Origin of the sequence: Sphingopyxis sp. JAI128 (assembly GCF_014207235.1) — a bacterium.
In the GTDB taxonomy this organism is placed as follows: domain Bacteria; phylum Pseudomonadota; class Alphaproteobacteria; order Sphingomonadales; family Sphingomonadaceae; genus Sphingopyxis.
This window is the reverse complement of the sequence record NZ_JACHDA010000007.1, coordinates 96,867-120,315: the sequence shown is the minus strand read 5'-3', so window position 1 is coordinate 120,315 and position 23,449 is coordinate 96,867. Positions and strand designations below refer to the sequence as shown.

General features: G+C 65.7%; 19 protein-coding genes. 6 read left to right on the top strand and 13 right to left on the bottom strand.

Features of this window, described 5'->3' with window-relative positions; genetic code table 11:
* Positions 1-143 precede the first annotated feature (143 nt).
* The 5 genes from obgE to sppA all read left to right on the top strand — a co-directional run bounded on the left by obgE (position 144) and on the right by sppA (position 6,558).
* Positions 144-1,184 carry a GTPase ObgE gene (gene obgE, locus HDC35_RS16565; RefSeq protein WP_184648500.1) on the top strand — a complete coding sequence of 347 codons (1,041 nt, stop codon included), beginning with the start codon at positions 144-146 and terminating at the stop codon, positions 1,182-1,184.
* Between the two features lie 51 nt (positions 1,185-1,235).
* Positions 1,236-2,030 carry a MipA/OmpV family protein gene (locus HDC35_RS16560; protein ID WP_184648499.1) on the top strand — a complete coding sequence of 265 codons (795 nt, stop codon included), beginning with the start codon at positions 1,236-1,238 and terminating at the stop codon, positions 2,028-2,030.
* A 446-nt stretch (positions 2,031-2,476) separates the two neighbouring features.
* Positions 2,477-3,583 (top strand): glutamate 5-kinase, encoded by a 1,107-nt coding sequence (proB, locus tag HDC35_RS16555; RefSeq protein WP_184648498.1) that lies wholly within the window; start codon positions 2,477-2,479, stop codon positions 3,581-3,583.
* 17 nt (positions 3,584-3,600) lie between these two features.
* Positions 3,601-4,497: an NAD(P)-dependent oxidoreductase gene (locus tag HDC35_RS16550; RefSeq protein ID WP_184648497.1), complete on the top strand. Its 897-nt coding sequence runs from the start codon at positions 3,601-3,603 to the stop codon at positions 4,495-4,497.
* A gap of 78 nt (positions 4,498-4,575) precedes the next feature.
* Complete coding sequence (gene sppA, locus HDC35_RS16545; protein ID WP_184648496.1) at positions 4,576-6,558, top strand: signal peptide peptidase SppA; 1,983 nt, start codon at positions 4,576-4,578, stop codon at positions 6,556-6,558.
* 29 nt (positions 6,559-6,587) lie between these two features.
* Here the strand turns inward: sppA and HDC35_RS16540 are convergent, their stop codons facing one another.
* The 9 genes from HDC35_RS16540 to mdh form a co-directional block, all read right to left on the bottom strand.
* Positions 6,588-7,490 (bottom strand): alpha/beta fold hydrolase, encoded by a 903-nt coding sequence (locus tag HDC35_RS16540; protein ID WP_184648495.1) that lies wholly within the window; start codon positions 7,488-7,490, stop codon positions 6,588-6,590.
* 23 nt (positions 7,491-7,513) lie between these two features.
* Positions 7,514-8,842, bottom strand: a complete 1,329-nt coding sequence (locus tag HDC35_RS16535) for an oxygenase MpaB family protein (RefSeq protein ID WP_184648494.1) — start codon at positions 8,840-8,842, stop codon at positions 7,514-7,516.
* 36 nt (positions 8,843-8,878) lie between these two features.
* Positions 8,879-9,499 carry a trimeric intracellular cation channel family protein gene (locus HDC35_RS16530; protein WP_184648493.1) on the bottom strand — a complete coding sequence of 207 codons (621 nt, stop codon included), beginning with the start codon at positions 9,497-9,499 and terminating at the stop codon, positions 8,879-8,881.
* 7 nt (positions 9,500-9,506) lie between these two features.
* Complete coding sequence (locus HDC35_RS16525; RefSeq protein WP_260397798.1) at positions 9,507-10,847, bottom strand: amidohydrolase; 1,341 nt, start codon at positions 10,845-10,847, stop codon at positions 9,507-9,509.
* 22 nt (positions 10,848-10,869) lie between these two features.
* Positions 10,870-12,282 (bottom strand): dihydrolipoyl dehydrogenase, encoded by a 1,413-nt coding sequence (gene lpdA / locus HDC35_RS16520; RefSeq protein WP_184648492.1) that lies wholly within the window; start codon positions 12,280-12,282, stop codon positions 10,870-10,872.
* Between the two features lie 41 nt (positions 12,283-12,323).
* Complete coding sequence (gene odhB, locus HDC35_RS16515; RefSeq protein ID WP_184648491.1) at positions 12,324-13,574, bottom strand: 2-oxoglutarate dehydrogenase complex dihydrolipoyllysine-residue succinyltransferase; 1,251 nt, start codon at positions 13,572-13,574, stop codon at positions 12,324-12,326.
* Between the two features lie 32 nt (positions 13,575-13,606).
* Entirely contained in the window at positions 13,607-16,429 is a 2,823-nt protein-coding gene (locus HDC35_RS16510) for a 2-oxoglutarate dehydrogenase E1 component (protein WP_184648490.1), read from the bottom strand.
* Between the two features lie 85 nt (positions 16,430-16,514).
* A complete protein-coding gene (gene sucD / locus HDC35_RS16505; RefSeq protein ID WP_058801856.1) occupies positions 16,515-17,405 on the bottom strand; it encodes a succinate--CoA ligase subunit alpha in 891 nt (296 codons plus the stop codon).
* A 277-nt stretch (positions 17,406-17,682) separates the two neighbouring features.
* Positions 17,683-18,645, bottom strand: a complete 963-nt coding sequence (gene mdh / locus HDC35_RS16500; RefSeq protein WP_184648489.1) for a malate dehydrogenase — start codon at positions 18,643-18,645, stop codon at positions 17,683-17,685.
* Between the two features lie 389 nt (positions 18,646-19,034).
* On the opposite strand from mdh, the gene HDC35_RS16495 reads away from it, so the two are divergent.
* A complete protein-coding gene (locus tag HDC35_RS16495) occupies positions 19,035-20,078 on the top strand; it encodes a hypothetical protein (protein WP_184648488.1) in 1,044 nt (347 codons plus the stop codon).
* Here HDC35_RS16495 and zapE read toward each other — a convergent pair.
* Genes zapE through HDC35_RS16475 form a run of 4 tightly spaced genes read right to left on the bottom strand, consistent with a single transcriptional unit; the run spans position 20,031 to position 23,414 of the window.
* Entirely contained in the window at positions 20,031-21,170 is a 1,140-nt protein-coding gene (gene zapE / locus HDC35_RS16490) for a cell division protein ZapE (RefSeq protein ID WP_184648487.1), read from the bottom strand. The genes HDC35_RS16495 and zapE overlap by 48 nt on opposite strands.
* Entirely contained in the window at positions 21,167-21,658 is a 492-nt protein-coding gene (locus tag HDC35_RS16485; protein ID WP_184648486.1) for a PaaI family thioesterase, read from the bottom strand. The genes zapE and HDC35_RS16485 overlap by 4 nt, the downstream gene beginning before the upstream one ends.
* A complete protein-coding gene (locus HDC35_RS16480) occupies positions 21,655-22,632 on the bottom strand; it encodes an MBL fold metallo-hydrolase (protein WP_184648485.1) in 978 nt (325 codons plus the stop codon). The genes HDC35_RS16485 and HDC35_RS16480 overlap by 4 nt, the downstream gene beginning before the upstream one ends.
* Complete coding sequence (locus tag HDC35_RS16475; RefSeq protein ID WP_184648484.1) at positions 22,632-23,414, bottom strand: succinate dehydrogenase iron-sulfur subunit; 783 nt, start codon at positions 23,412-23,414, stop codon at positions 22,632-22,634. Before HDC35_RS16475 ends, HDC35_RS16480 begins: the two co-directional genes overlap by 1 nt.
* Between the last annotated feature and the right edge of the window lie 35 nt (positions 23,415-23,449).

The following is a 23,449-nucleotide window of genomic DNA, read 5'->3' as shown; positions in this document are numbered from 1 at the left end:
GCCACGCAAATCCCCTCATTCCGTTCGCATCGAGTGCAGTCGAGATGCCCATCGGCCTTGTGCCATCGCGATGGGTGTCTCGACTTCGCTCGACACAGACGGAGCTTGGTGTGTAATCAAGTTTACGTCCTAAAGGCCCCGCCATGCATTTCCTCGACCAAGCCAAGATCTTCATCAAGTCCGGCGACGGCGGCCCCGGCGCCGTATCGTTCCGGCGCGAGAAATATATCGAATATGGCGGCCCCGACGGCGGCAACGGCGGCAAGGGCGGCGATATCGTGTTCGAAGCCGTCGCCGGTCTCAACACGCTGATCGATTTTCGCTACACGCAGCATTTCAAGGCGAAGCGCGGCACCCCCGGCGCCGGGCGCGACCGCACCGGCGCGGGCGGCCCCGACCTTGTCATCCAGGTGCCGATCGGCACCCAGATCCTCGACGACGACGAAGAACGCAGCCTGCTCGCCGACCTGACCAAAGAGGGCGAACGCATCGTCTTTCTGCGCGGCGGCGACGGCGGGCGCGGCAATGCGAGCTACAAGACCTCGACCAATCGCGCGCCGCGCCAGCACGGGCCGGGCTGGCCGGGCGAGGAAATGTGGGTGTGGCTGCGCCTCAAGCTGCTCGCCGACGCGGGCCTCGTCGGCCTGCCCAACGCGGGCAAGTCGACCTTCATCAACGCGGTGACCAACGCGCAGGCCAAGGTCGGCGCCTACGCCTTCACCACGCTGCGCCCGCAGCTCGGCGTCGTCAGCCACAAGGGGCATGAATTCGTCATCGCCGACATCCCGGGGCTGATCGAGGGCGCTGCCGAAGGCGCCGGGGTCGGCGACCGCTTCCTCGGCCATATCGAGCGCTGCCGCGTGCTGCTCCACCTTGTCGATGCGAACGACGAAGATGTCGCGACCAGCTACCGCATCGTCCGCGACGAGCTCGAGGCCTATGGAGCCGACCTGATCGACAAGCCAGTGATCGTCGCGCTCAACAAGACCGACACGCTCGACGACGAGCTGATCGCCGCCCTGTCGTCGGAGCTCGCGGAAGAGAGCGGGCATCCGGTGATGGCGCTGTCGGGCGCGAGCGGCGCGGGCGTGCCCGCAGTGCTCGACAAGCTGCTCGAGGCGATCGGCCACCCCGAACCCGGCGAGGACGAAAGCGACGAAGCCGCCGGCTGGTCGCCCGTTTAGGAACGAACCCCTGCCGCGGGGAATTTCATGCGGAACAACAAGGATTTCCGCATGATCGACTATAGCAAATTCCCCGCCCTGTTCGTCCTTGCATGCGCGCTGGTATCCGGTCCGGCGCACGCACAGGAGGAGGATGCGGGGGGAGAAAAGCGCACGCGCGTCATCCTCGGCCCGCAACTGGCTCCCTCCTGGCCGGGCGCCGACAAATACAGCGTGGGCCCCTATATCGACGTCTCGCGCACCCGCGCGAGCGCGTTCGAGTTCGAGGCGCCCGACGAAAGCTTTGGCTCGCCGCTCGTCCATTCGGGCGATTTCGCCTTCGGGCCCGCCTTGGGCTTTATCGGCAAGCGCACCGCGTCCGACATCGGCGCCGACTTGCCCAAGGTCGGCTTTTCGATCGAAGCGGGCGGTTTCGCGCAAGCCTATCTGATGCCGTCGCTCCGCGTCCGCGTTGAAGGGCGCAAGGGCCTCAGCGGCCACAAGGGTTGGGTCGGCGAAGTCAGCGCCGACTATATCGCGCGCGAGGGCGACGACTGGCTCCTTTCGATCGGCCCGCGCGTCACGCTGGGCGACGCAAAATACACCCGCGCCTATTTCGGTGTCGCGCCCGCCGCCGCGCTTGCCTCCGGCCTTCCCGCCTATGATCCGGGCGGCGGGGTCCAGTCGGTCGGCGTCACGGCGGGTTACCACCGCATGATCGGAAAGAATTGGGGCGTCGCCGTTTATGGCCGCTACGACCGGCTCGTCGGCGACGCGGCGGATTCGCCCGTGGCGCGCCAATTGGGGTCGCGCAGCCAACCATCGGGCGGCGTTGCGCTCAGCTATACGTTCGGCGGAGACCGCTAACGCCCCGCGCCGTCCGCATTCGACCGGTTGCGGTCCTTAATCCTCCCTGTGGCGAAGCCATGGGGAGGTGGCAGCGCGAAGCGCTGACGGAGGGGCAAATGGCGCGAGGTCGCCGCCCCTCCACCACCGCCTGCGGCGGCGGTCCCCCTCCCCATCGCTTCGCGACGGGGAGGATTTTACCGTCCGCTCCCCACCCCAAAGCCGACATCGAACCCAGCCCCCAAAAAATCCTGTCCTACATTATCCGGCGCGCATGGCGTTCGCCGGTCATGTCAGCCTTTTGCCGTTTCCCTTCAACCCTCACGTCTGACATCGCCGCCCGCGACGGATATCGAAACGAGGGGGACGTTGCGTGACCTTTGGACCTTCCGAATAGAATTTCGTGATGGAGCCTGCTTCGGACATTCGCATTGGCGGGGCGCTCGCATCGCGCTATCGGCGGCACCATGAGCCTGTTTCCGCCTGCCTCCTGCCCCCGGCTGATCGTCAAGATCGGATCGGCCTTGCTCGTCGATCCGTCGGGCGCGGTACGGCGCGACTGGCTCACCGGCATCGCCGCCGACATCGCCGAACGCGCGCGGGCGGGGCAGCAGGTGGCGGTCGTGTCGTCGGGGGCGATCGCGCTCGGCGCGCGGCGGCTCGGTTTGACCAAGGGCGGACGCGGCACGCTCGAAGATGCGCAAGCCGCCGCCGCGACGGGGCAGATCGCGCTGAGCCAGGTGTGGGCCGAGGTGCTCGGCGCCGAGGGGGTGACCGCCGCGCAAATGCTCGTGACGCTGGGCGACCTCGAACATCGCCGCCGCTATCTCAACGCCGCCGCGACGCTCGACCGGCTACTCAGCCTCGGCGTCGTGCCGATCATCAACGAGAATGACAGCGTCGCGACCGAAGAAATCCGCTTTGGCGACAACGACCGCCTCGCCGCGCGCGTCGCGCAGGCCGCTGCGGCGGGCGGCGTCATCCTGCTCTCCGACATCGACGGCCTGTACGATCGCAACCCGGCGCAGGACGGCGCCGTCCATATTGCGCGCATCGAACGCATCGACGCGGCAATCGAAGCAATGGCCGATACGGGATCGGCGTCGGGCATGGGGTCGGGCGGCATGGTGTCGAAGATCGCGGCAGCGCGCATCGCCAACGCCGCGGGGGCGCATCTCGCGATCGCATCGGGACGGATCGACCGGCCGCTCTCGACCGACGCGCGGCACAGCCTGTTCGTCGCCGACAAGGGCGCGAGCGCGCGCAAGGCCTGGCTCGCGGGCGGGCTCACCGCCCAAGGACGGGTTGAGATCGACGCTGGGGCCGCCAAAGCGCTGCAAGGCGGAGCGAGCCTGCTCGCCGCCGGCGTGACCGCGGTCAGCGGCAGCTTCGCGCGCGGCGACATCCTCGACATCGCCGGACCCGACGGGCGCGTCATCGCGCGCGGCCTTTCCGAATATCCCGACGCCGATGCCGCGAACATCGTCGGCCTCGGCCGCGACGCACAGGAAGCTGCGCTCGGCTATGCCCCCCGCAGCGCGATGGTCCACCGCGACCATATGGTGCTCCTCTGACCGCGCCGATCCTCGCGATGACCGGCGCAACCGGCTTCGTCGGCGGCGCTACTATGCGACAGGCGGTTGCCGCAGGCTGGCACGTCCGCGCCCTCACCCGCCGTCCGCAACCCGAGCGCGATGGCGTGACGTGGATCGCGGGGGCGCTCGACCGGACCGACAGCCTTGCCCAGATGGCCGCGGGCGCCGATGTCGTCATGCACATCGCAGGCGTCGTCAACGTGCCCACCCGCGCCGCCTTCGAGGCCGGCAATGCCACCGCCACCGCGCATGTCGGCGATGCGGCGCGCCAAGCCGGCGTGAGGCGCTTCGTCCACGTCTCTTCGCTCGCCGCGCGCGAGCCCGCAATTTCCAACTATGGCTGGTCGAAGGAACGCGCCGAGGCCGTCGTCAAAGACAGCGGGCTCGACTGGACGATCGTGCGTCCGCCTGCCGTCTTCGGCCCCGGCGATACCGAGATGCTCGACCTGTTCCGCATGGCGCGGCGCGGCATCGCACTGATCCCCCATGGCCGTATGTCGGCGATTTACGTCGACGAACTCGCGCGATTGCTCGTCGCGCTGGCCGACGACGACAGTATCAGCATAAGTCAGATCTACGAACCCGACGACGGCAAGCCCACCGGCTGGTCGCATCGCGGCTTTGCCCGCGCGGTCGCGCGCGCCGTCGGACGGCAACGTCTGTCGACGCTCGCAACCCCTGCCCTTCTGCTCAAGGCGGGTGGCCGTATCGACAGGCTGGTGCGCCGCGGCCGCGCCAAGCTGACCCCCGACCGCGCACGCTATATCGCGCATCCCGACTGGGTCGCGACCGAGGGGAAATGCCCGCCCGCCGAACTGTGGCGCCCCGAAATGGACACCGACGATGCGCTCGCCGAAACGGTGCGCTGGTACCGCCGCGAGGGATGGCTTTGACGTCGCCGGTACGGTGTCGCTGTTCGCCCGTCGAAGCGTGCATTGCCAAGGGCGAGGCGCATCCCTAGGTTTGCGCGCATGACCGACAACACCGCGAACACGCCCAACGACCCCGCCGGCCCCTGGGCCATCCCCGTCCGCCGCCCGCTGCCCGGCGACGACCGGCCCCGACCGACCACCAGCTTTCCGCGCAAGGTCTGGAACCTGCTCGTCGCGATCAAGGACGGGCTCGCGCTCATTTTCCTGCTGCTCTTCTTCGTCCTGCTCTTCGGCCTGCTTTCCGGCCGCCCCAATGCCGGGCTGCCGGTCAGCGAAGGCGCGCTGCTGATCGAACTCGACGGCATCGTCAGCGAACAGCCCGCCGAAGTCGATACGCTCGCGGCGCTGTCGGGCGGCGCGCAGCTCAAGGAAGTCCGCGTCCGCGACGTCGTGCACGCGCTGGAGGTCGCTGCCGACGACAAGCGCGTGACCTCGGTCGTGCTCGATCTCGACCGCTTCCTTGGCGGCGGGCAGGTCTCGCTCGCCGAAATCGGCGGGGCGATCGAGAAGGTGCGCGCGAAGAAAAAGCCGGTTCTGGCCTTTGCCACCGCCTACACCACCGACAGCTATCAGATCGCATCGCATGCCAGCGAAATCTGGGCCGACGGCATCGGCGGCGTTGCCATCGCCGGCCCCGGCGGGTCGCGCCTCTATTACAAGGGGCTGATGGACCGGCTCGGCGTCACCGCGCACATCTACCGCGTCGGTACGTTCAAGAGCGCGGTCGAACCCTTCCTGCGCAGCGACCAGTCGCCCGAAGCAAAGGAAGCCAACCTCGCCTACGCCAGCGTGTTGTGGGACAACTGGCTGACCGATGTCAAAAAGGCGCGCCCTACCGCCAAGCTCGACGCCTTCATCGCCAATACGGCGGGTGCGGTGCAGGCTGCGGGGAACGACCTGTCGAAGGCCTCGCTCGATGCCGGGCTGGTCGACAAGCTCGGCAGCCGCATGGCGTTCAACACCCGCGTCGCCGAAATCAGCGGGGCCGTCGATGACAGCAAGCCATGGGAATATAAGGCGATCCCGCTCGAAAACTGGGTCGCGGCCAATCCACCGGAGGAAAGGGGCAGTGCGATCGCCGTCGTTCCCGTCGTAGGCGAGATCGTCGACGGCGAGGCGCCGACGGGCGTCGCGGGCGGCGAGACCGTCGCAGAACATATCCTCGACGCTGCCGCGGACAGCAGCATCAAGGCAATCGTCCTGCGCGTCGACTCGCCGGGCGGATCGGTGCTCGCGTCCGAAGAAATCCGGCAGGCTTTGCTTGCCGCCAAGGCGAAGAAGCTGCCGATCGTCGTGTCGATGGCGAATGTCGCGGCATCGGGCGGCTATTGGGTATCGACCCCCGCCGACCGCATTTTTGCCGAGCCAGAGACGATCACCGGGTCGATCGGCGTGTTCGGCATCTTGCCGAGCTTCGACCAGACGCTCGCCAAGGTCGGGGTGACCGCCGACGGCATCGCGACGACGCCGCTGTCGGGTCAGCCAGATGTGTTCGGCGGGGTGAACGACGAGTTCAACGCGCTGGCGCAGGCGAGCGTAGAGGACATCTATGCGCGCTTCACCGGTCTCGTCGCAAAGAGCCGGAAGCAGCCGATCGAAAAGGTCCGTACGATTGCCGAAGGCCGCGTCTGGGCAGGCGGCACTGCGCGCCAGATCGGCCTCATCGACGAGTTCGGCGGCCTGCCCGATGCGCTGAAGGCCGCGGCGAAGCTTGCCAAGATCGACGGCGATTTTCACGCCAAATATTTCGAGGACGAGCCAAGCGAATTTTCGAAGATGCTCGCAAGCTGGTCGGGTGCCGAGGAAGAAACGGCGGCGCTTCCGCGCGGCTGGTTCGGCATCGCGGCGATGAACCGACAACTCGCCGAACGGCGCCTTGTGCAGGATCTGACGATGCTGACGCAGGCGGGGTCGGTACAGGCGTCATGCCTCGACTGCCGCGCCTACCTCCCCGCCGTCCCGCGACCGGGCAAGGCCGAGGCAAAGGGCTTATTCGCAGCGCTGGCGCTGCTGCTGAAATAATTCCCCTCCCGTTTGCGGAAGGGGAGCGATCAGGTGGCTACGGCGGCCGCGTGCGCGTGCCCGGCAATCGCATCGGCCAGCGTATCGACGAGCGCGAGCGGCAGGTCATGGCCCATGCCGGGGATCGTCTTCAGCCGCGCGCGCGCAATATTGTCCGCCGTGTCGCGACCGCCGGGGAGCGGCACGAGCGGATCGTCCTCGCCGTGGATGACCAGCGTGGGCGCCTTGATGTCCTTCAGCATCGGACGCCGGTCGCCGTCGGCAACAATCGCCGCCATTTGCCGTGCGACGCCCTGCGGATACCAGCCGCGTTCGAAGTCGGCGCGCACACGGCGCTGCAGCCGATCTTCGGCCGACGGATAGCCGGGGCTGCCAATCACGCGCGCGGCATTGACCGAATAGGCGATCAGCGCTTCCTTGTCGCCGCTCATCGGGCGGTTGGCGAGCACGCGCATCGCTTCCTTCTGCGCGCGCGGGAGGCGGCGGTTGCCGGTCGTCGACATCACCGAAGTCAGCGACAGCACGCGTCCGGGATAGCGCGCGGCGATATGCTGCGAAATCATTCCGCCCATCGACACGCCGACGATATGCGCGCGCGCGATGCCGAGATGGTCGAGCAGGCCGATGCCGTCGGCGGCCATATCGGCAAGGGTGTAAGCGGGCCGCACCGGCAGACCGATCATCGATTTGACGATCATCCACTTCACATTCGGAATGCCCGCCGCCTCGAACCGCGTCGACAGACCGACGTCGCGATTATCGTAGCGGATCGTACGGAATCCGCGGTCGTTGAGTGCATCGACGAACTCGTCGGGCCAGAGCGTCAATTGGCCGCCGAGCCCCATGACCAACAGGATGACGGGGGCATCGCGCGGCCCCTTGTCTTCGTATGTGATGCTGATGCCGTTAACGGTCGCCTGCTCGGTCTGCATGAAAATCCTTCAGTACGAAAAGTCTAGCTCGCAGTTGCGGGCTTATAGTGCGCGGCGTCGGAGGTAAATTCGGCGCGGCCATATTCGGTCAGCTGACGCTCGATCCGGTGGACGAGGCGCCGGTCGGCGAGGTGGCGGATCAGCGGCAAGCGCGATGCAATGCGGTAGGCCGCCATGCGCCCCGCGATGCCGAGCATCGTTGCGCCATAGATGAGGTGGTCGCGGCGGCGCACATGCACGCCGACATTGGCGGCCCGCTCCTCGTCGCCGGCGAGAAACGCCTTCACGAAAAAGACACGGCTCACCGAATATTCAAGGCGGCGCTTGACCTGCCCCCTCGGCGAACGGTCCTTCGACAGTTCGGCGTCCATCGTCGCCCGCAGCAATCCGCCGCAAACCTGGTCGTCATATTCGTAACGAAGCGTCGCGCTGCGCGTGCGCCAGATGCGGACGATCTCCTGCGGCGTGTCGGCGAGCAGATCTTCGGGAAGCCCGAGCAGGTAGCAGCGATAGCGCGCCAGCTCGACGCGGCCACGTTCGAGCCGCGTGAACCGGGTCCGGCCCTTCGCAAGCACCTCCTGCGACAGGAAATAGACCGGGATCAGCCCTGCGGGCATCTGGTCAAGCTGCGGGATCGGCATCCCATAGGTTTCGGCGTCCCACATGCCGGGGCGCGAGAGCACATTGATGCGCACCATCGAATGCATCAACCGCACCATCGCCGCCGCCTTGAACCCCGGCCCATAACGGTCGAGCGCGCCCGGCAACGCGGTGGTGGCAAAGAAGGTCGCGGTTTCCTTGACCCGCCGCGCCGCAGTCGCATGGCCGAGCGTGCCGGTAAGCGCCATCGGCAGCGCCGAATATTTGTTGAGGAAGGTGGCGATGAAGGCGCCGCGGATCAGGAAGGGCGACAGGTTGGCGGTCGCATTGCGTTCATAGGCGGCGCCTTCCTCGACCAGCCTCATATCGAGCCAGTCGGGCTTCTGTTCCATATCGCGGATCAGCGCGATCAGCTCCGGCGGTGCATCCGCGACCGCCTCGATCCCCTTGTCGCACGCATCGACGAGCATCGCGACCGTCCGCTGGAAACCGTAGCGCGGCATCAGCGCGGCATAAGCGTCGCCCGTGCGGTCGCCGAGCATCGTATATTCGCGGATACGGCCGAGCAGGTCCGGGTCGTCCAGATAGTCGGCGCGGTCGATGCTGCGCACGCGGCTGAGTTCGCTCACGGCATCAGCCTCGGGCGCCCAGCGTTCGGGCGCCTTGTCGAAATCGAAGCGGCCGAACAGCTCGGGCAAGGCCTCCGCCTGCCCCCGCACCCGGCGGGCAATGGTGCTGACATCGCTGTTCATAAGGCGAAACTGCCACAGTTTCGCGATTTGGCAAGCCTATTGCCCGCGATAGGTGGGCAGTGCGAGCGACCAGTGGATTGCCGCGCCGCGCAGGACGAAACCCGCAACCGCGCCCGCAACCGCCGCGACCGGCGTACCCGTCCCCAGCCATTGCAAGAGCAGGAACAGCCCCGACGCAAGCGCCGCTGCGGTGACATAGACTTCTGGCCGCATGATGATCGACGGAACCCCGGCCAGGATGTCGCGGATCGTGCCGCCGACGCAGCCGGTGATCACCCCCATCATCAGCGCCGGAAGGGGCGGCACACCCCAGGCCAGCGCCTTCGCCGTCCCGAACACGGCATAGGCGGCGAGCCCCACCGCATCGGCCCATTCGAGCAACTGCCCCGCCCACCAGCGTTCCGGCGTCAGCCAGACGATCAGCGCGATCGCGATGCACACCGCCGCAATCGCGCCGTCTTGCACCCAGAAGACCGGGGCGCCGATCAGCAGGTCGCGCACGCTGCCGCCGCCCACGCCGGTGACTAGCGCGAAGAAAGCGGCGGTCACCAGAGTCTGGCGCAGCCGCACCGCCATCAGCGCACCCGACAGTGCGAAGACGCCGATGCCGATCAGGTCGAGCAGGCGGACGATCAGCGCATTGTCGATCTCGAACATTTGGCGGCTATTTCGCGGCCGGGCGTACGCCGCCGACGATCGACAGGACGATCGCGGTCACCGCGCTGCGGATCGCGGGCTCGGCTTTGGGCGCGAAGAAAGGCGAATGATTGGTCGGCGCAGGTTCGCCCTTCGCCTTGAGGTCGGCGAGCACAGCGGGATCGTAACCGCCGATGCCAAAGAAGAGCGACGGCACCCCCGCATCGACGAATTCGGAATAATCTTCGCTGCCAGACATCGGCGTCGCGCTTTCAGGCGCGAAGACCAGTCCTTTGCCGAAAGCTGGCGTCAGGGCCGCGACCGCCGCCTTCGCCATCGCCGGGTCATTCGTCATGATGCCCGTCCCGCCGAGATAGCGGATCGTCGGCTCGGGCGCCCCGCCCATCGCGGCCGCCGACTTCGCAACGCGCGCGGTGCCGTCCTGGAGCAATTTTCGCACTTCGGGCGATTGCGAACGCAAATTGACCTTCACCTCCGCGCTATCGGGGATGATGTTCGGCGCGCTGCCTGCGTTGATCGCGCCGATCGTCAGCACGCCGAACGCCGCCGGGTCCTTCTCGCGGCTGATCACCACCTGCGTATCGGTGACGAATCGCGCCGCGATCGGGATTGGGTCGATCGTTGCGGCGGGCATCGATCCGTGTCCGCCGCGCCCGTGAAAAGTGATCGAATAGCTGTCCGATGCCGACGAGGAGGCTCCCGCCTTGATCGCGACGACGCCGGCCGGAAGATTGGTGACATGCGCAGCAAAACCGAAATCGGGTTTCGGGAAGCGCTCGAACAGCCCGTCGTCGAGCATTGCGCGCGCACCGGTCAGCGGTTCTTCGGCGGGCTGGCCAATGAGAACCACGGTGCCCGACCAACTATCGCGCATCGCGCTCAAGGCCTGCGCGACGCCGACCAGATAGGCGACATGCGTGTCGTGGCCGCACGCGTGCATCACCGGCACATCCTTGCCCTCATAGGTCGCGCGCGCCTTGCTCGACCAGGCAAGCCCGGTCTTTTCCTCCATCGGCAGCGCGTCCATGTCGGCGCGCACAAGGATCGTCGGCCCCTCGCCATTCCTGAGCACGCCGACGACTCCGGTCCCGCCGACCTTCTCGGTCACGGTGAAGCCAGCCTTGCGCAGATGCTGCGCGAGCATGCCCGCCGTGCGCACCTCCTGCATCCCCAGCTCGGGGTGCTGGTGCAGGTCCTTGTAGATTGCGTCCAGCGCGGGGTAATTCTTGTCGAGCAGCGCGGTCAGCCGCGCATTGGCGGCACCGAGATCGGGCGCCGCCTGCGCGCTGGTCGCGACGAGGGAGAGGGCCAGCGAAGCCGCTGCCCAGAGCCCGTGCTTCGCCATCATATTCTCCCCCATTATCGTTTCGTCAGGTGTGAATCGGTTTGCCCGTCACCGCCATCGCGGCTTCCTTGATCGCTTCGCTGTGCGTCGGATGCGCGTGGCAGGTATAGGCGATGTCTTCCGACGTCGCGCCGAATTCCATCGCCTGCGCGGCCTGCGCGATCATCGTGCCCGCGACGCTCGCGATACACCAGACGCCGAGCACACGGTCGGTCTTGGCGTCCGCGATGACTTTCACAAAGCCGTCGGGCTCATGATTGGTCTTGGCGCGGCTGTTCGCGAGCATCGGGAACTTGCCGACCTTGACCGCGCCCTTTTCCCCACCCGCCTTCTCGATAGCCTGCTCTTCGGTCAGGCCGACGCCCGCGATTTCGGGCCAGGTGTAGACCACCGACGGGATGACGTCGTGGTTCACGATACCGGTAAGCCCGGCGATATTCTCGGCGCAGGCGATGCCCTCGTCCTCGGCCTTGTGCGCGAGCATCGGGCCGGGAATCACATCGCCGATCGCCCAGATGCCGGGGACCTGCGTTGCGAAATCATGGTCGGTTTCGATCTGGCCGCGCGGATTGACCGCAAGGCCGGCCTTGTCGAGACCAAGGCCGTCGGTGTTCGGACGGCGGCCGATCGAGACGAGAACCACATCGGCTTCGAGCGTTTCGGCATCACCGCCGCCAGCGGGTTCGAGCGTCAGCACGGCCTTCTTGCCCTTGACCTCAGCCGACGTGACCTTGGTCTTGAGCTTGAATTCCACGCCCTGCTTCTTGAAAATCTTGTTCGCTTCCTTGCGGACGTCGCCGTCCATGCCGGGCAGGATCTGGTCGAGAAATTCGACGACCGTGACCTTGGCGCCGAGGCGGCGCCACACGCTGCCGAGTTCGAGCCCGATCACGCCGCCGCCGATGACGACCATATGGCCGGGAACCTTCGCGAGTTCGAGCGCGCCGGTCGAATCGACGATGATCTGCTTGTCGTTATCGACTTCGACGCCGGGAAGGGGGGTCACCGACGATCCGGTCGCGATGATGATATTCTTGGCGCGATAGGTCTTGCCCGCGACCTCGACGCTGTCTTTCGAGACGAACTGCGCATAGCCTTTCAGCCAGTCGATCTTGTTCTTCTTGAACAGGAATTCGATGCCGCCGGTCAGGCCCTTGACCGCATCCTTGCGCTGGCCGTGCATGGTGCCAAGGTCGAGCTCGGGCTTCACCTTGATGCCCATCGCCGCCATCGCGCCGCCGGCCGCCGCCTCGAAATATTCGGACGCGTGGAGCATCGCCTTCGACGGGATGCAGCCGACGTTGAGGCAGGTGCCGCCCAGCGTCTCGCGCCCTTCGGCGCACGCGGTCTTGAGGCCCAACTGCGCCGCGCGGATCGCCGCGACATAACCGCCGGGGCCGGCACCGATGACAAGGACGTCGTAGTCGTAATCAGCCATTTATCGTTCCTTTACCCCTCGGGGGACGGGGAGAAATATCGTCAGAGATCGATCAGCAGGCGCGTCGGATCCTCGATCGCTTCCTTGATCGTCTTGAGGAAGGTCACCGCCTCGCGGCCATCGATCAGGCGATGGTCGTAGCTCATCGCGAGATACATCATCGGGCGGATCACGATCTCGCCGTTTCGCACGACCGGGCGATCCTCGATGCGATGGAGGCCGAGCACCGCCGACTGCGGCGGGTTGATGATCGGGGTCGACATCAGACCGCCGAACACGCCGCCGTTCGAGATGGTGAAGGTGCCGCCGGTCATGTCGTCGATCGTCAGCGTGCCCTCCTTGGCGCGCTTGCCGAGGTCGGCGATCGCCTTTTCGATGTCGGCGAACGACAGGCTGTCGGCGTTGCGCACGACGGGGACCACGAGGCCGTTCGGCGCGCTGACCGCGACCGAGACGTCGAGATAATCGTGATAGACGATTTCGTCGCCGTCGATCCGTGCGTTGACCGCCGGGATGTCATGCGCGGCGAGTGCTACCGCCTTGGTGAAGAAGCTCATGAAGCCGAGGCGCACGCCATGCTTCTTTTCGAAGCTTTCGCGATATTTGTCGCGCGTCGCCATCACCGCCGACATGTCGACGTCGTTGAACGTCGTCAGCATCGCGGCAGTGTCCTGCGCCGACTTCAGCCGCTTGGCGATCGTCTGGCGCATGCGCGTCATCTTGACGCGCTCTTCGTGACGGCCCGGGGTGCCGCTGGCGACAGGTGCGGCGGCGGCAGCCGCCGGAGCCGGAGGGGCCGCGGGCGCGTTGTTCGCGGCGGCAAGCACATCTTCCTTGGTCAGGCGGCCATCCTTGCCGCTGCCCTGGATCTTTGTCGGGTCGACGCCATGCTCGAGCACGAGGCGGCGAACCGCGGGCGACATGGTCGTAACGGTGTCGACGCCCTCGGCAGCCGGGGCCGCAGTCGCGGCGGGCACCGGCGCAGCGGCTTCGGCCTTCGCAGCAGGTGCGGGTGCAGGCGCGGCAGCGGCGGGCGCCGGAGCCGCGGCGGCACCACCAGCTTCGATCGTCGCGATCGCCGCACCGACATTGACCGTGTCGCCCACCGCGGCGAGCTGCTGGCCCATCACGCCCGCGACGGGCGACGGGACTTCGACCGCGACCTTGTCGGTCTCAAGGCTCGCGATCGGCTCGTCGAGCGCCACGGCTTCGCCGGGCTTCTTCAGCCATTCGCCGATCGTCGCTTCGGTAACGCTTTCGCCCAGCGTGGGGACTTTGACTTCGGTGCTCATAGGTGCAGTTCCTTGGGGATTAGGCTCTGGGCTCAGGCTTTGTTCTTGGTACGGCGGATTTCGGCGCGAACCGACAGGCCGAGTGCGTCGGCGACGAGCGCCGACTGTTCGGTCTGGTGGCGGCTCATCAGTCCCGTCGCGGGCGAGGCGGCGGCGGCGCGACCGGCATAGCGCGGGCGCATGCCCGACTTGCCCGCTTCTATCAGCGCATCCTCGATCAGTTCGTTGACGAAGAACCAAGCGCCGTTGTTGCGCGGCTCTTCCTGCGCCCAGACCACCTCTTCGAGCTTCGGCATGCGCTTCAGGCGCACCGCCAGCGGCTCGCCGGGGAAGGGGTAGAGCTGCTCGATGCGGATCACTGTGGTGTCGGCGAGTCCCGCGGCGTCGCGCGCTTCCATCAGGTCATAGCCGACCTTGCCCGAACAGAGTACGACACGCTTGATGTCCTTGTCCTCGGGCGGCGTGCGGTCCGACATGATGCGGCGGAAATGCGCGTCGCCGATAAAGTCCGAACGCTGCGACACCGCCAGCTTGTGACGGAGCAGCGACTTGGGCGTCATGATGATCAGCGGTTTGCGGAACGGACGCAGCATCTGGCGGCGCAGGACGTGGAAATAGTTCGACGGGGTCGAAATATTGCACACCTGGATATTATCGCCCGCGCACAGTTGGAGGAAGCGTTCGAGGCGCGCCGAGCTATGTTCGGGTCCCTGCCCTTCATAGCCATGAGGCAGCAGCATCACGAGGCCGTTGGCGCGCAGCCATTTCGCCTCGCCCGACGCGATGAACTGGTCGATCATGATCTGCGCGCCGTTGGCAAAATCGCCGAACTGCGCTTCCCATAGCACCAGGCTTTTCGGATCGGCCATCGCATAGCCATATTCGAAGCCGAGCACGCCATATTCGGAGAGCGGGCTGTCGAGCACTTCGAACCGGCCGTGCGGAACGGTGGTGAGCGGGACATATTTTTCCTCGCTCTTCTGGTCGACCCACACGGCGTGGCGTTGGCTGAAGGTCCCGCGACCCGAATCCTGGCCCGACAGGCGCACCTGATAGCCTTCGCTGAGCAAGGTGCCGAAGGCGAGGCTTTCGGCGGTCGCCCAGTCGAACACCTCGCCGTCGCTCTTGTCGGCGAACATGGCGCCACGCGCGTCGATCACGCGGCGCAACGTCTTGTGCACCTCGACGTCGGCGGGGATCGTCGTCAGCGTGCGGCCGATCGCGTCGAACAGTTTTTCCGACACCCCGGTCGCAATGTTGCGACGCGCATTTTCGGGGTCGGCGGGGGCGTGGAGCCCCGACCAGCGGCCGGCGAACCAGTCGGCCTTGTTGGGCTTGTAGCTCTTCGCCGCCTCGAAATCGCCTTCGAGCCGCGCGGCGAATTCGGCGCGGCGCGCATCCGCCCAGCCGGCGTCGATCACGCCTTCACCTTCGAGCTTCGCGGCGCACAGCTGCGACACCGGCGGATGCTTCCGGATGCTGGCGTACATCAAGGGCTGGGTGAACGAAGGCTCGTCGCCCTCATTGTGGCCAAAGCGGCGGTAGCACCACATATCGATCACGACGTCGCGCTTGAACTGCTGGCGGAAATCGATCGCGAGCTTGCATGCAAAGGTCACCGCTTCGGGATCGTCGCCGTTGACGTGCAGGATCGGCGCCATCACGCCCTTCGCCACGTCCGACGGATAGGGCGACGAGCGCGCGAATTGCGGGCTGGTCGTAAAACCGATCTGGTTGTTGACGATGAAGTGGATGCAGCCGCCGGTGTTGTAGCCGCGAATGCCCGAAAAGCCGAGGCATTCCCAGACGATCCCCTGCCCCGCAAACGCGGCGTCACCGTGGATCAGCACCGGCAGCACCTGCTCATGCTTTTGAAGATCGTCGCGCACAACCTGCTGCGCGCGCACCTTGCCGAGCACGACCGGGTCGACCGCTTCGAGATGCGAGGGGTTGGGGACGAGCGACATATGCACCGACGCGCCGCCGAACTCGCGGTCGGTCGAGGTGCCAAGGTGATATTTGACGTCGCCCGAGCCGCCGATGTCGTCGGGGTTCGCGCTGCCGCCGGCGAATTCGTGGAAGATGATCTTGTACGGCTTCGCCATGACGTTCGCGAGCATGTTGAGTCGCCCGCGGTGCGCCATGCCGTACACGATTTCGCGCACGCCATATTGGCCGCCATATTTGATGATCGCTTCCATCGCCGGGATCATCGATTCGCCGCCGTCGAGGCCGAAGCGCTTGGTACCGACATATTTCTTGGCGAGGAATTTTTCCCATTCCTCGGCCTCGATCACCTTGTTCAGGATGGCGCGTTTGCCTTCGACCGAAAATTCGATGATCTTGTCGGCGCCTTCCATCCGTTCCTGCAGGAACTGGCGCTCCTTCAGATCGGCGATGTGCATATATTCGAGGCCGACGTTGCCGCAATAATTGGCACGCAGGATCGCGACGATCTCGCGAATAGTCGCCTTTTCGAGGCCGAGCGTCCCGCCGATGTAAACCGGGCGATCCAGATCGGCGCCGATGAAACCGTGATATTCGGGGGTCAGGTCGGCGGGCAGCTCGCGCTGGCTGAGGCCGAGCGGATCGAGATTGGCAGCAAGATGACCGCGAACACGATAGGTGCGGATCAGCATCATCGCGCGGATCGAATCGTCCGCCGCGCGCTCCACCTCCGCGTTCGACAGCGCGGCACCTGCCTTGGCGGCGGCGGCCTTCACCGCGACTTGCATCTGCTGCGGATCGAGCGCGGCGGTCAGGTCGTCGCTGTCGATCAGCGGCCAGTTCTTCGGCGCCCAGCTGGGGCCGGCCTGCGGCTCGTCGATGTCGAAGCTTTGTCGTTCGAGGTTCATCTGCTTTTCCACGGGGAGGTAGGGGTGGTTCTTATGTGGGGATCAAATCCCCGCCAGCAACGACAGCCGCCGGCGGGGACTTGAATCAGACGCGCTCTTTCAGCACTTCGGCGAGCGTCGTGCCGAGTTCCGACGGGCTCGCCGACACCTTGATGCCCGCCGCTTCCATCGCCGCGATCTTGCTTTCGGCGTCGCCCTTGCCGCCCGACACGATCGCGCCGGCGTGGCCCATGCGGCGCCCCGGAGGCGCGGTGCGGCCCGCGATGAAGCCGGCCATCGGTTTCTTGCGACCGCGCTTCGCTTCGTCGATCAGGAACTGCGCCGCCTGTTCTTCGGCGTCGCCGCCGATTTCGCCGATCATGATGATCGACTTGGTCGCTTCGTCAGCAAGGAAAAGCTCGAGCACGTCGATGAAGTTGGTGCCGTTGACCGGGTCGCCGCCGATACCCACCGCGGTGGTCTGGCCGAGCCCGACGTTCGAGGTCTGGAACACGGCTTCATAGGTGAGCGTGCCCGAGCGCGAGACGACGCCGACGCTGCCCTTTTTGAAGATGTTGCCGGGCATGATGCCGATCTTGCACTCTTCGGGGGTCAGCACGCCGGGGCAGTTCGGGCCGATCAGACGCGACTTCGAACCCGAAAGCGCGCGCTTTACCTTCACCATGTCGAGCACCGGAATGCCCTCGGTAATGCAGACGATCAGCTCGACCTCGGCGTCGATCGCCTCAAGGATCGAGTCCGCGGCGAACGGCGGCGGCACATAGATGACCGACGCGGTCGCGCCCGTCGCATGCTTCGCTTCTTCGACCGTGTTGAACATCGGCAGGCCGATGTGCGTCGTGCCGCCCTTGCCCGGCGTCACGCCGCCGACCATCTGCGTGCCATAGGCAAGCGCCTGTTCGGTGTGGAAGGTGCCGGTGGCGCCGGTCATCCCTTGCGTGATGACCTTGGTATTCTTGTCGATGAGGATGCTCATGAATTTTGCTTTCTACGCAATAGCGCTTTTGCTCCTGAAAAACATCGGATGAGCGTCGCTATAAAACCAGCGAAACAACCCAGCCAGAACAGAGCAAAAGCGTATAATATATATCCATGTGGTCCCAAGCCGATCCGCCAAAGAAGCGCGACCGAGGCGAGAAACCAAATACCGACGATGAGGAGCGATCTTTTCCAGTTTATGAAACGGAGCGCGATCAACCCGGGAGCTGCGCCCAAGAGAACGCACCATAAAGAGAAAAGACCGCTCGTCAGATTCACGCCAGCGACGAATCCAGGTTCTTGCAAGCGTCGAGCAGTTCCTTGACCGCATCGACCGAGACCTGCAGGCCCGCCTTGTCGGCATCGTCGAGTTCGATTTCGACGATCGTCTCGACGCCGCCGGCACCGATCAGCACCGGCACGCCGACGTACAGACCGTCGAGGCCGTACTGGCCGTCGACATAGGCGGCGCAAGGCAGGATGCGCTTCTGGTCGCCCAGATAGGCTTCGGCCATCGCGATGCCGCTTGCAGCAGGGGCATAGAAGGCCGAGCCGGTGCCGAGCAGCGCGACGATCTCGCCGCCGCCGCCGCGCGTGCGCTTGACGATCGCGTCGATCTTGTCCTGCGACGACAGGCCCATCTTGACGAGGTCGGGAACGGGGATGCCGTTGACGGTCGAGTAACGCACGACGGGGACCATCGTGTCGCCGTGGCCGCCGAGCACGAAGGTGTTCACATCCTTCACCGACACGTCGAATTCGTCGGCGATGAAGTGGCTGAAGCGCGCCGAGTCGAGCACGCCGGCCATGCCGACGACCTTGTTGTGCGGCAGGCCCGAGAATTCACGGAGGGCCCAGACCATCGCGTCCAGCGGGTTGGTGATGCAGATGACGAACGCGTCGGGCGCGTTGGCCTTGATGCCTTCGCCGACGGCCTTCATGACCTTGAGGTTGATGCCGAGCAAATCGTCGCGGCTCATGCCCGGCTTGCGGGCGACACCGGCGGTGACGATGATGACGTCGGCGCCCGCGATATCCTTATAGTCGTTCGAGCCGGTGATCTTCGCGTCGAAGCCCGCGATCGGGCCGACCTGCGACAGGTCGAGCGCCTTGCCCTGCGGCACGCCTTCGACGACGTCGAACAGGACGACATCGCCGAGTTCCTTCTGCGCGGCGAGCAGCGCCAGCGTTCCGCCGATATTCCCGGCTCCGATCAAAGCGATCTTCTTGCGTCCCATGGCGCGCGGCACTCCCTTCTGGCAAGCCCGGCAATTGGTTCACAGACCGGCGGGAGCACGGGCTAAAGCTCCGCTCCGGTCCCAAGACTGGCGACGCCCCTACGCCGATTCCCGTAACGAAACAACCGCCAAAAGAACGAAAAACCGCCTTTCTTTGATAATAGTTCGCAATAACAATAATGCGGCGCGACAGCTCACGCGCCGACGACATTCCGGCTGGTTGGTGATACCCTCTTCGCTGCCATCCGCGGGGACGATCATATCGTCTCCTGCGACCGGCCGGTCGTAAAGCTGCACCAAAGGATGGGATATTGCGCCGCCGCGACGGCTGCGGCACGCCGCAATCATCCATTAACCCTCCCTTATCTCCACTTTGTTACGCGCAAGGCGTGACGCGTGCGATCATCAGCTTCGACACCGAATTGTCGGCGGGCCTCTATCAACGGGGCCTTGACGCGCGCGCCAATTTCGAAAGCTCGATCCTCGGCCGCTGCCGCGACGGCGATTTCGGGATCCATTTCCAGATGGACTTGCTCGAACGCTATGGTCTGACCGGGGTCTTCTTCGTAGATCCGATGCCCGCACTCGTCCACGGACCGTCGATCGTGCGCGACATCGTCGCCCCGATCGTCGCGCGCGGGCACGAAGTCCAGCTCCACATCCACACCGAATGGCTCGCCTTCGCGCGCTTCAACCCCGTCGGGCGGCTGAATGGGCGCAACATCGGCGACTTCCCTCTCGGCGCGCAGAAAAAGCTCATCGGGCTTGCCGCCGATATGCTGGTGCGCGCCGGCGCGCCCGATCCCGTCGCCTTTCGCGCCGGCAATTTCGGCGCCAACGACGACACGCTGCGCGCGCTCGCCGCGCTTGGCTTCGCTTATGACAGCAGCTTCAACGGCGCCTATGTCGGCCGGGGTTGCGACATCGTGCTCGACCCCGGAAACATCGGGATGCGAACCCACCATGGCGTTTGCGAAGTCCCCGTCAGCGGCCTGATGGACCGCGCCGACAGCTTTCGCCCGGCGCAGCTCTGCGCCATGTCCGAAGAAGAAATGCGCGACGCGCTCGATCATGCGGCGGCGAGCAAGGCGATCCAATTCTCGGCCTTCAGCCACAGCTTCGAGCTGTTGAGCCGCGACCGCGCTGTTGCCAACCGCCTCGCGATCGCGCGGATGGAGGCGCTGTGCCAGGCGGTCGCCGCCGACCGCCGCGTTACCAACGGCGGCTTCGCCGACCTGCCCGCACCGCCGCCACGACCGGGATCGATCAGGCTGCCCGAACCGCGCCCCTTGCGAACTCTGCGCCGTAGCGCCGAACAGGCTGTGGGCCATCTGGCCCACGAGGTGCGCTACGTCCGCAGTCTCGCCTATGTCACTGCCAACACGTCACGCTGGGGGAAAATCGCGGGCGGCATCCTCCTGGCCATGGCCTAATGCCAGATAATCGTCCGACTGCATTTCGGCGAGGCGGCTCGCCGTGCGCTCGAATTCGAACGCGCCGTCGCCTGCGACATAAAGCTGGTCGGTCGCCGCCGCCGCGCTGGCAAGCAGCTTGACCTTATATTCGTAAAGCGCATCGATCAGCGTCACGAAGCGCGCCGCCTCATTGCGGTTCTCCGGCCCCATGCGGGGGATGCCGACGAGGATGACGGTGTGGAAATGCCGCGCGACCGCCAGATAGTCCGACGCCCCGCGCGCTTCGCCGCACAATTTCTTGAACGAAAAGACCGCAACGCCCTTCAGCGCCTTCGGCACATGCAATGTCCGCCCGCCGCCGACGTCGAGATCGAGCGTCGGCACATGCGCGCGATCCTCGGGCGGATAGTCGGTCAGGCGGAAGAAGGCAGCGGACAGCGCCGCGCTGGCGGCATCGTCGGCGGGCACGAACCAGCGCGCGCCATCGCCCAGCCGGTCGCGCCGGTAATCGGTCGGGCCGTTGAGCCCCATCACGTCCAGCCGATCCTCGACCAGCGCGATGAAGGGCAGGAAATGCTCGCGGTTGAGCCCATCCTTGTAGAGATCCTGCGGCGGCCGGTTCGATGTCGCGACCATCGTCAGTCCGCGGTCGATCAGCGCGGTGAACAGGCGCGACAGGATCATCGCGTCGGCGCTGTTGTTCACGACCATTTCGTCGAAGGCGAGACAGCGGACATTCTCGGCCAGCGCCTCGGCCACGAGCGGAATCGGGTCGCCGCTTTCGCTCTTCCGCACCTCGCGCATCCGGGCATGGACGTCGAGCATGAAGGCATGGAAATGGACGCGCCGTTTCCGCTCGATCGAAAGCTGGTCGTAGAACAGATCCATCAGCATCGACTTGCCGCGGCCGACCGCACCCCACAGATAGACGCCGCGCAGCGCCGCCGGCTTGCGGCCCGCCAGACGCCAGAGAAGGCTGCCGCGCTTGGGCACCGCCTCCAGTTCACCCTGTAACGCATCGAGCCGCGCCGCCGCAGCACGCTGTTCGACGTCGGGACGCAACTCACCCCCCGCGACAAGGGCGTCATAGGCCGCAAGAACCGTGGTCACTTCGCGCTGGCCTTGCGGATCGTTCCGGCGAAACTCAGCACGATATGACCGTCGCCCTCGCCCTGTACGACCAGCCCGCGCAGGAAGATCAGCCGGCCGGTTTCGCGGACAAGTTCGACAACGGCGTCAAGCGGCTCGCCGACCCGTCCCGCACCGACGAACTGGGTCGACAGGTCGAGCGTGACCGAATGACCCGCGTTGAGCGATCCGAACTGGTGCGAAGCCGCGAACAGCGCGATATCGACGAGCGCGAGGGTCACCGCGCCGTGGACATTGTCGCCGAGATTGCTGTGCTTGCGTTCGGGCAGCATGCGCACGCGGGCACGCGGGCGCCCGTCTTCGGTCGGCGCCTCGACACGAACCGTCAGCGGTTCGATGAAGCTATTGAAACGCGTGGGATCCTTGAGGTCCCAGCTCAACCAGCCGCCGTCCAGCTCTTCGGCGCTAAAATGGTCGCGGCGCTTCGGATCCTCGATCCCGTCATTCATGCCTTGCAAAATCCGTCCAATTTCTTCGAGCGTATCCGCTCGCCATAGTGATCGGCCATCGCTTTGGCGCGGGCGCTGTCCTGACCGATCCATTCGGCGGCACCGGAAACCCAGCCCGCCGAACAACTCTCAAGCGCGCGTGACCCGCGCGCGCAAGCGATAAAATCGCCAAAGGCCGTACGCCAGCGTGCAAAGCCGCGCCGATCCATGACCGGCCCGTGCCCGGGCACGATCTGCTGCGCCCCCGATCGCGCGACCTCGCCCAGCGCCGCCAGCCAGCTTTCGGGACAGGCCGTGTCGAAAAAGGGCACGGGAAGCGTGACCAGATCGCCGACGATCGCGCGCCGCGCCGCGACGTCGTAAATCCAGAGGTCGCGCTCGGTCACCGCATGATGGGCGATCCGCAACGACAGGGCCCGGCCGGCAAAGACGATGTCGTGCGGCGTGTCGATGACGATATCCGGCCGGAGTTCGGAACCGCGCCCGATCGTTTGCAGGTCACCCTCGACATCGGGAACCGCGGCGGCAGGAATCTGGCCCGCAGCGAGCGCCTTGCGCGACGACGCCGCGCTGCTTGCGAGAAAGCCGGTGAGCGCCCCCTCGACCGCCGAAGTTCCATAGACCCGCACATCCGGATGCACTGCCTTGAGCGGCAAATTGCCGCTGACATGGTCGAGATGCCAGTGCGTGTTGACGATCGCGGCGAGCGGCAGGTCAAGTGCGCCAAGAGCGCGGGAGACCGCTTCGCTGTGGCTGGCGTGACGCCCCGTATCGACAAGGACCGCGCCCGCACTGCCCCTCAGAATGACGCTGTTTCCATCGGGCGAACGGCCAGGCTCGAACCCTCCCGGCACGAGCCAGGTCGCATCGCCAAGCGCAACGGCGCCCGGCAGTTCCGCGACGGGTCCAGGCTCGATGGGGGTCGCACAGGAGGCGAGCGCCAGCGCAGCGAGTGCCGCCAGCGCCCTGCGCATCAGACGTGCCGCTCGGCTTCCAGTTTCTTGATCTCGGCAATCGCGCGCGCCGGGCTCAGCCCCTTCGGACATGCGTTGGCGCAATTCATGATCGTGTGACAGCGATAGAGCCGGAACGGATCTTCGAGTTCGTCGAGCCGCTCGCCGGTCATTTCGTCGCGGCTGTCGGCAAGCCAGCGATAGGCCTGAAGCAGGATCGCGGGGCCAAGAAACTTGTCGCTGTTCCACCAATAGCTGGGGCAGCTTGTCGAGCAGCAGGCGCAAAGGATGCACTCATAGAGGCCGTCGAGCTTTTCGCGCTGCTCGGGCGACTGAAGCCGTTCCTTGCCACTCGGCGTCGTCGTCTTGGTCTTCAGCCAGGGCTCGATCGACGCATATTGCGCATAGAAATGGGTGAAGTCGGGGACGAGGTCCTTGATCACATCCATCGCCGGCAGCGGGGTGATCGTGACGTCGCCCTTCAGATCCTCGATCGCGGTCGTGCAGGCGAGCCCGTTCTTGCCATTCATGTTCATCGAACAGCTGCCGCAAATGCCCTCGCGGCAAGACCGGCGGAAGGTCAGCGTCGAATCCTGTTCGCTCTTCATCTTGATCAGCGCGTCGAGCACCATCGGGCCGCATTTTTCGGTGTCGATCTCGAACGTATCGAAGCGCGGATTCTGGCCGCTGTCGGGATCATAGCGATAGACTTTGAATTTCTTCACTGCCGTGGCGCCCTCGGCCTTGTGGACCTTGCCCGTCTTTTGCGGGCGGCTGTTCTTGGGCAGGACGAATTGAGCCATATCGCGGGGTTCCCTATGCAATTGCGCGCTGCCTA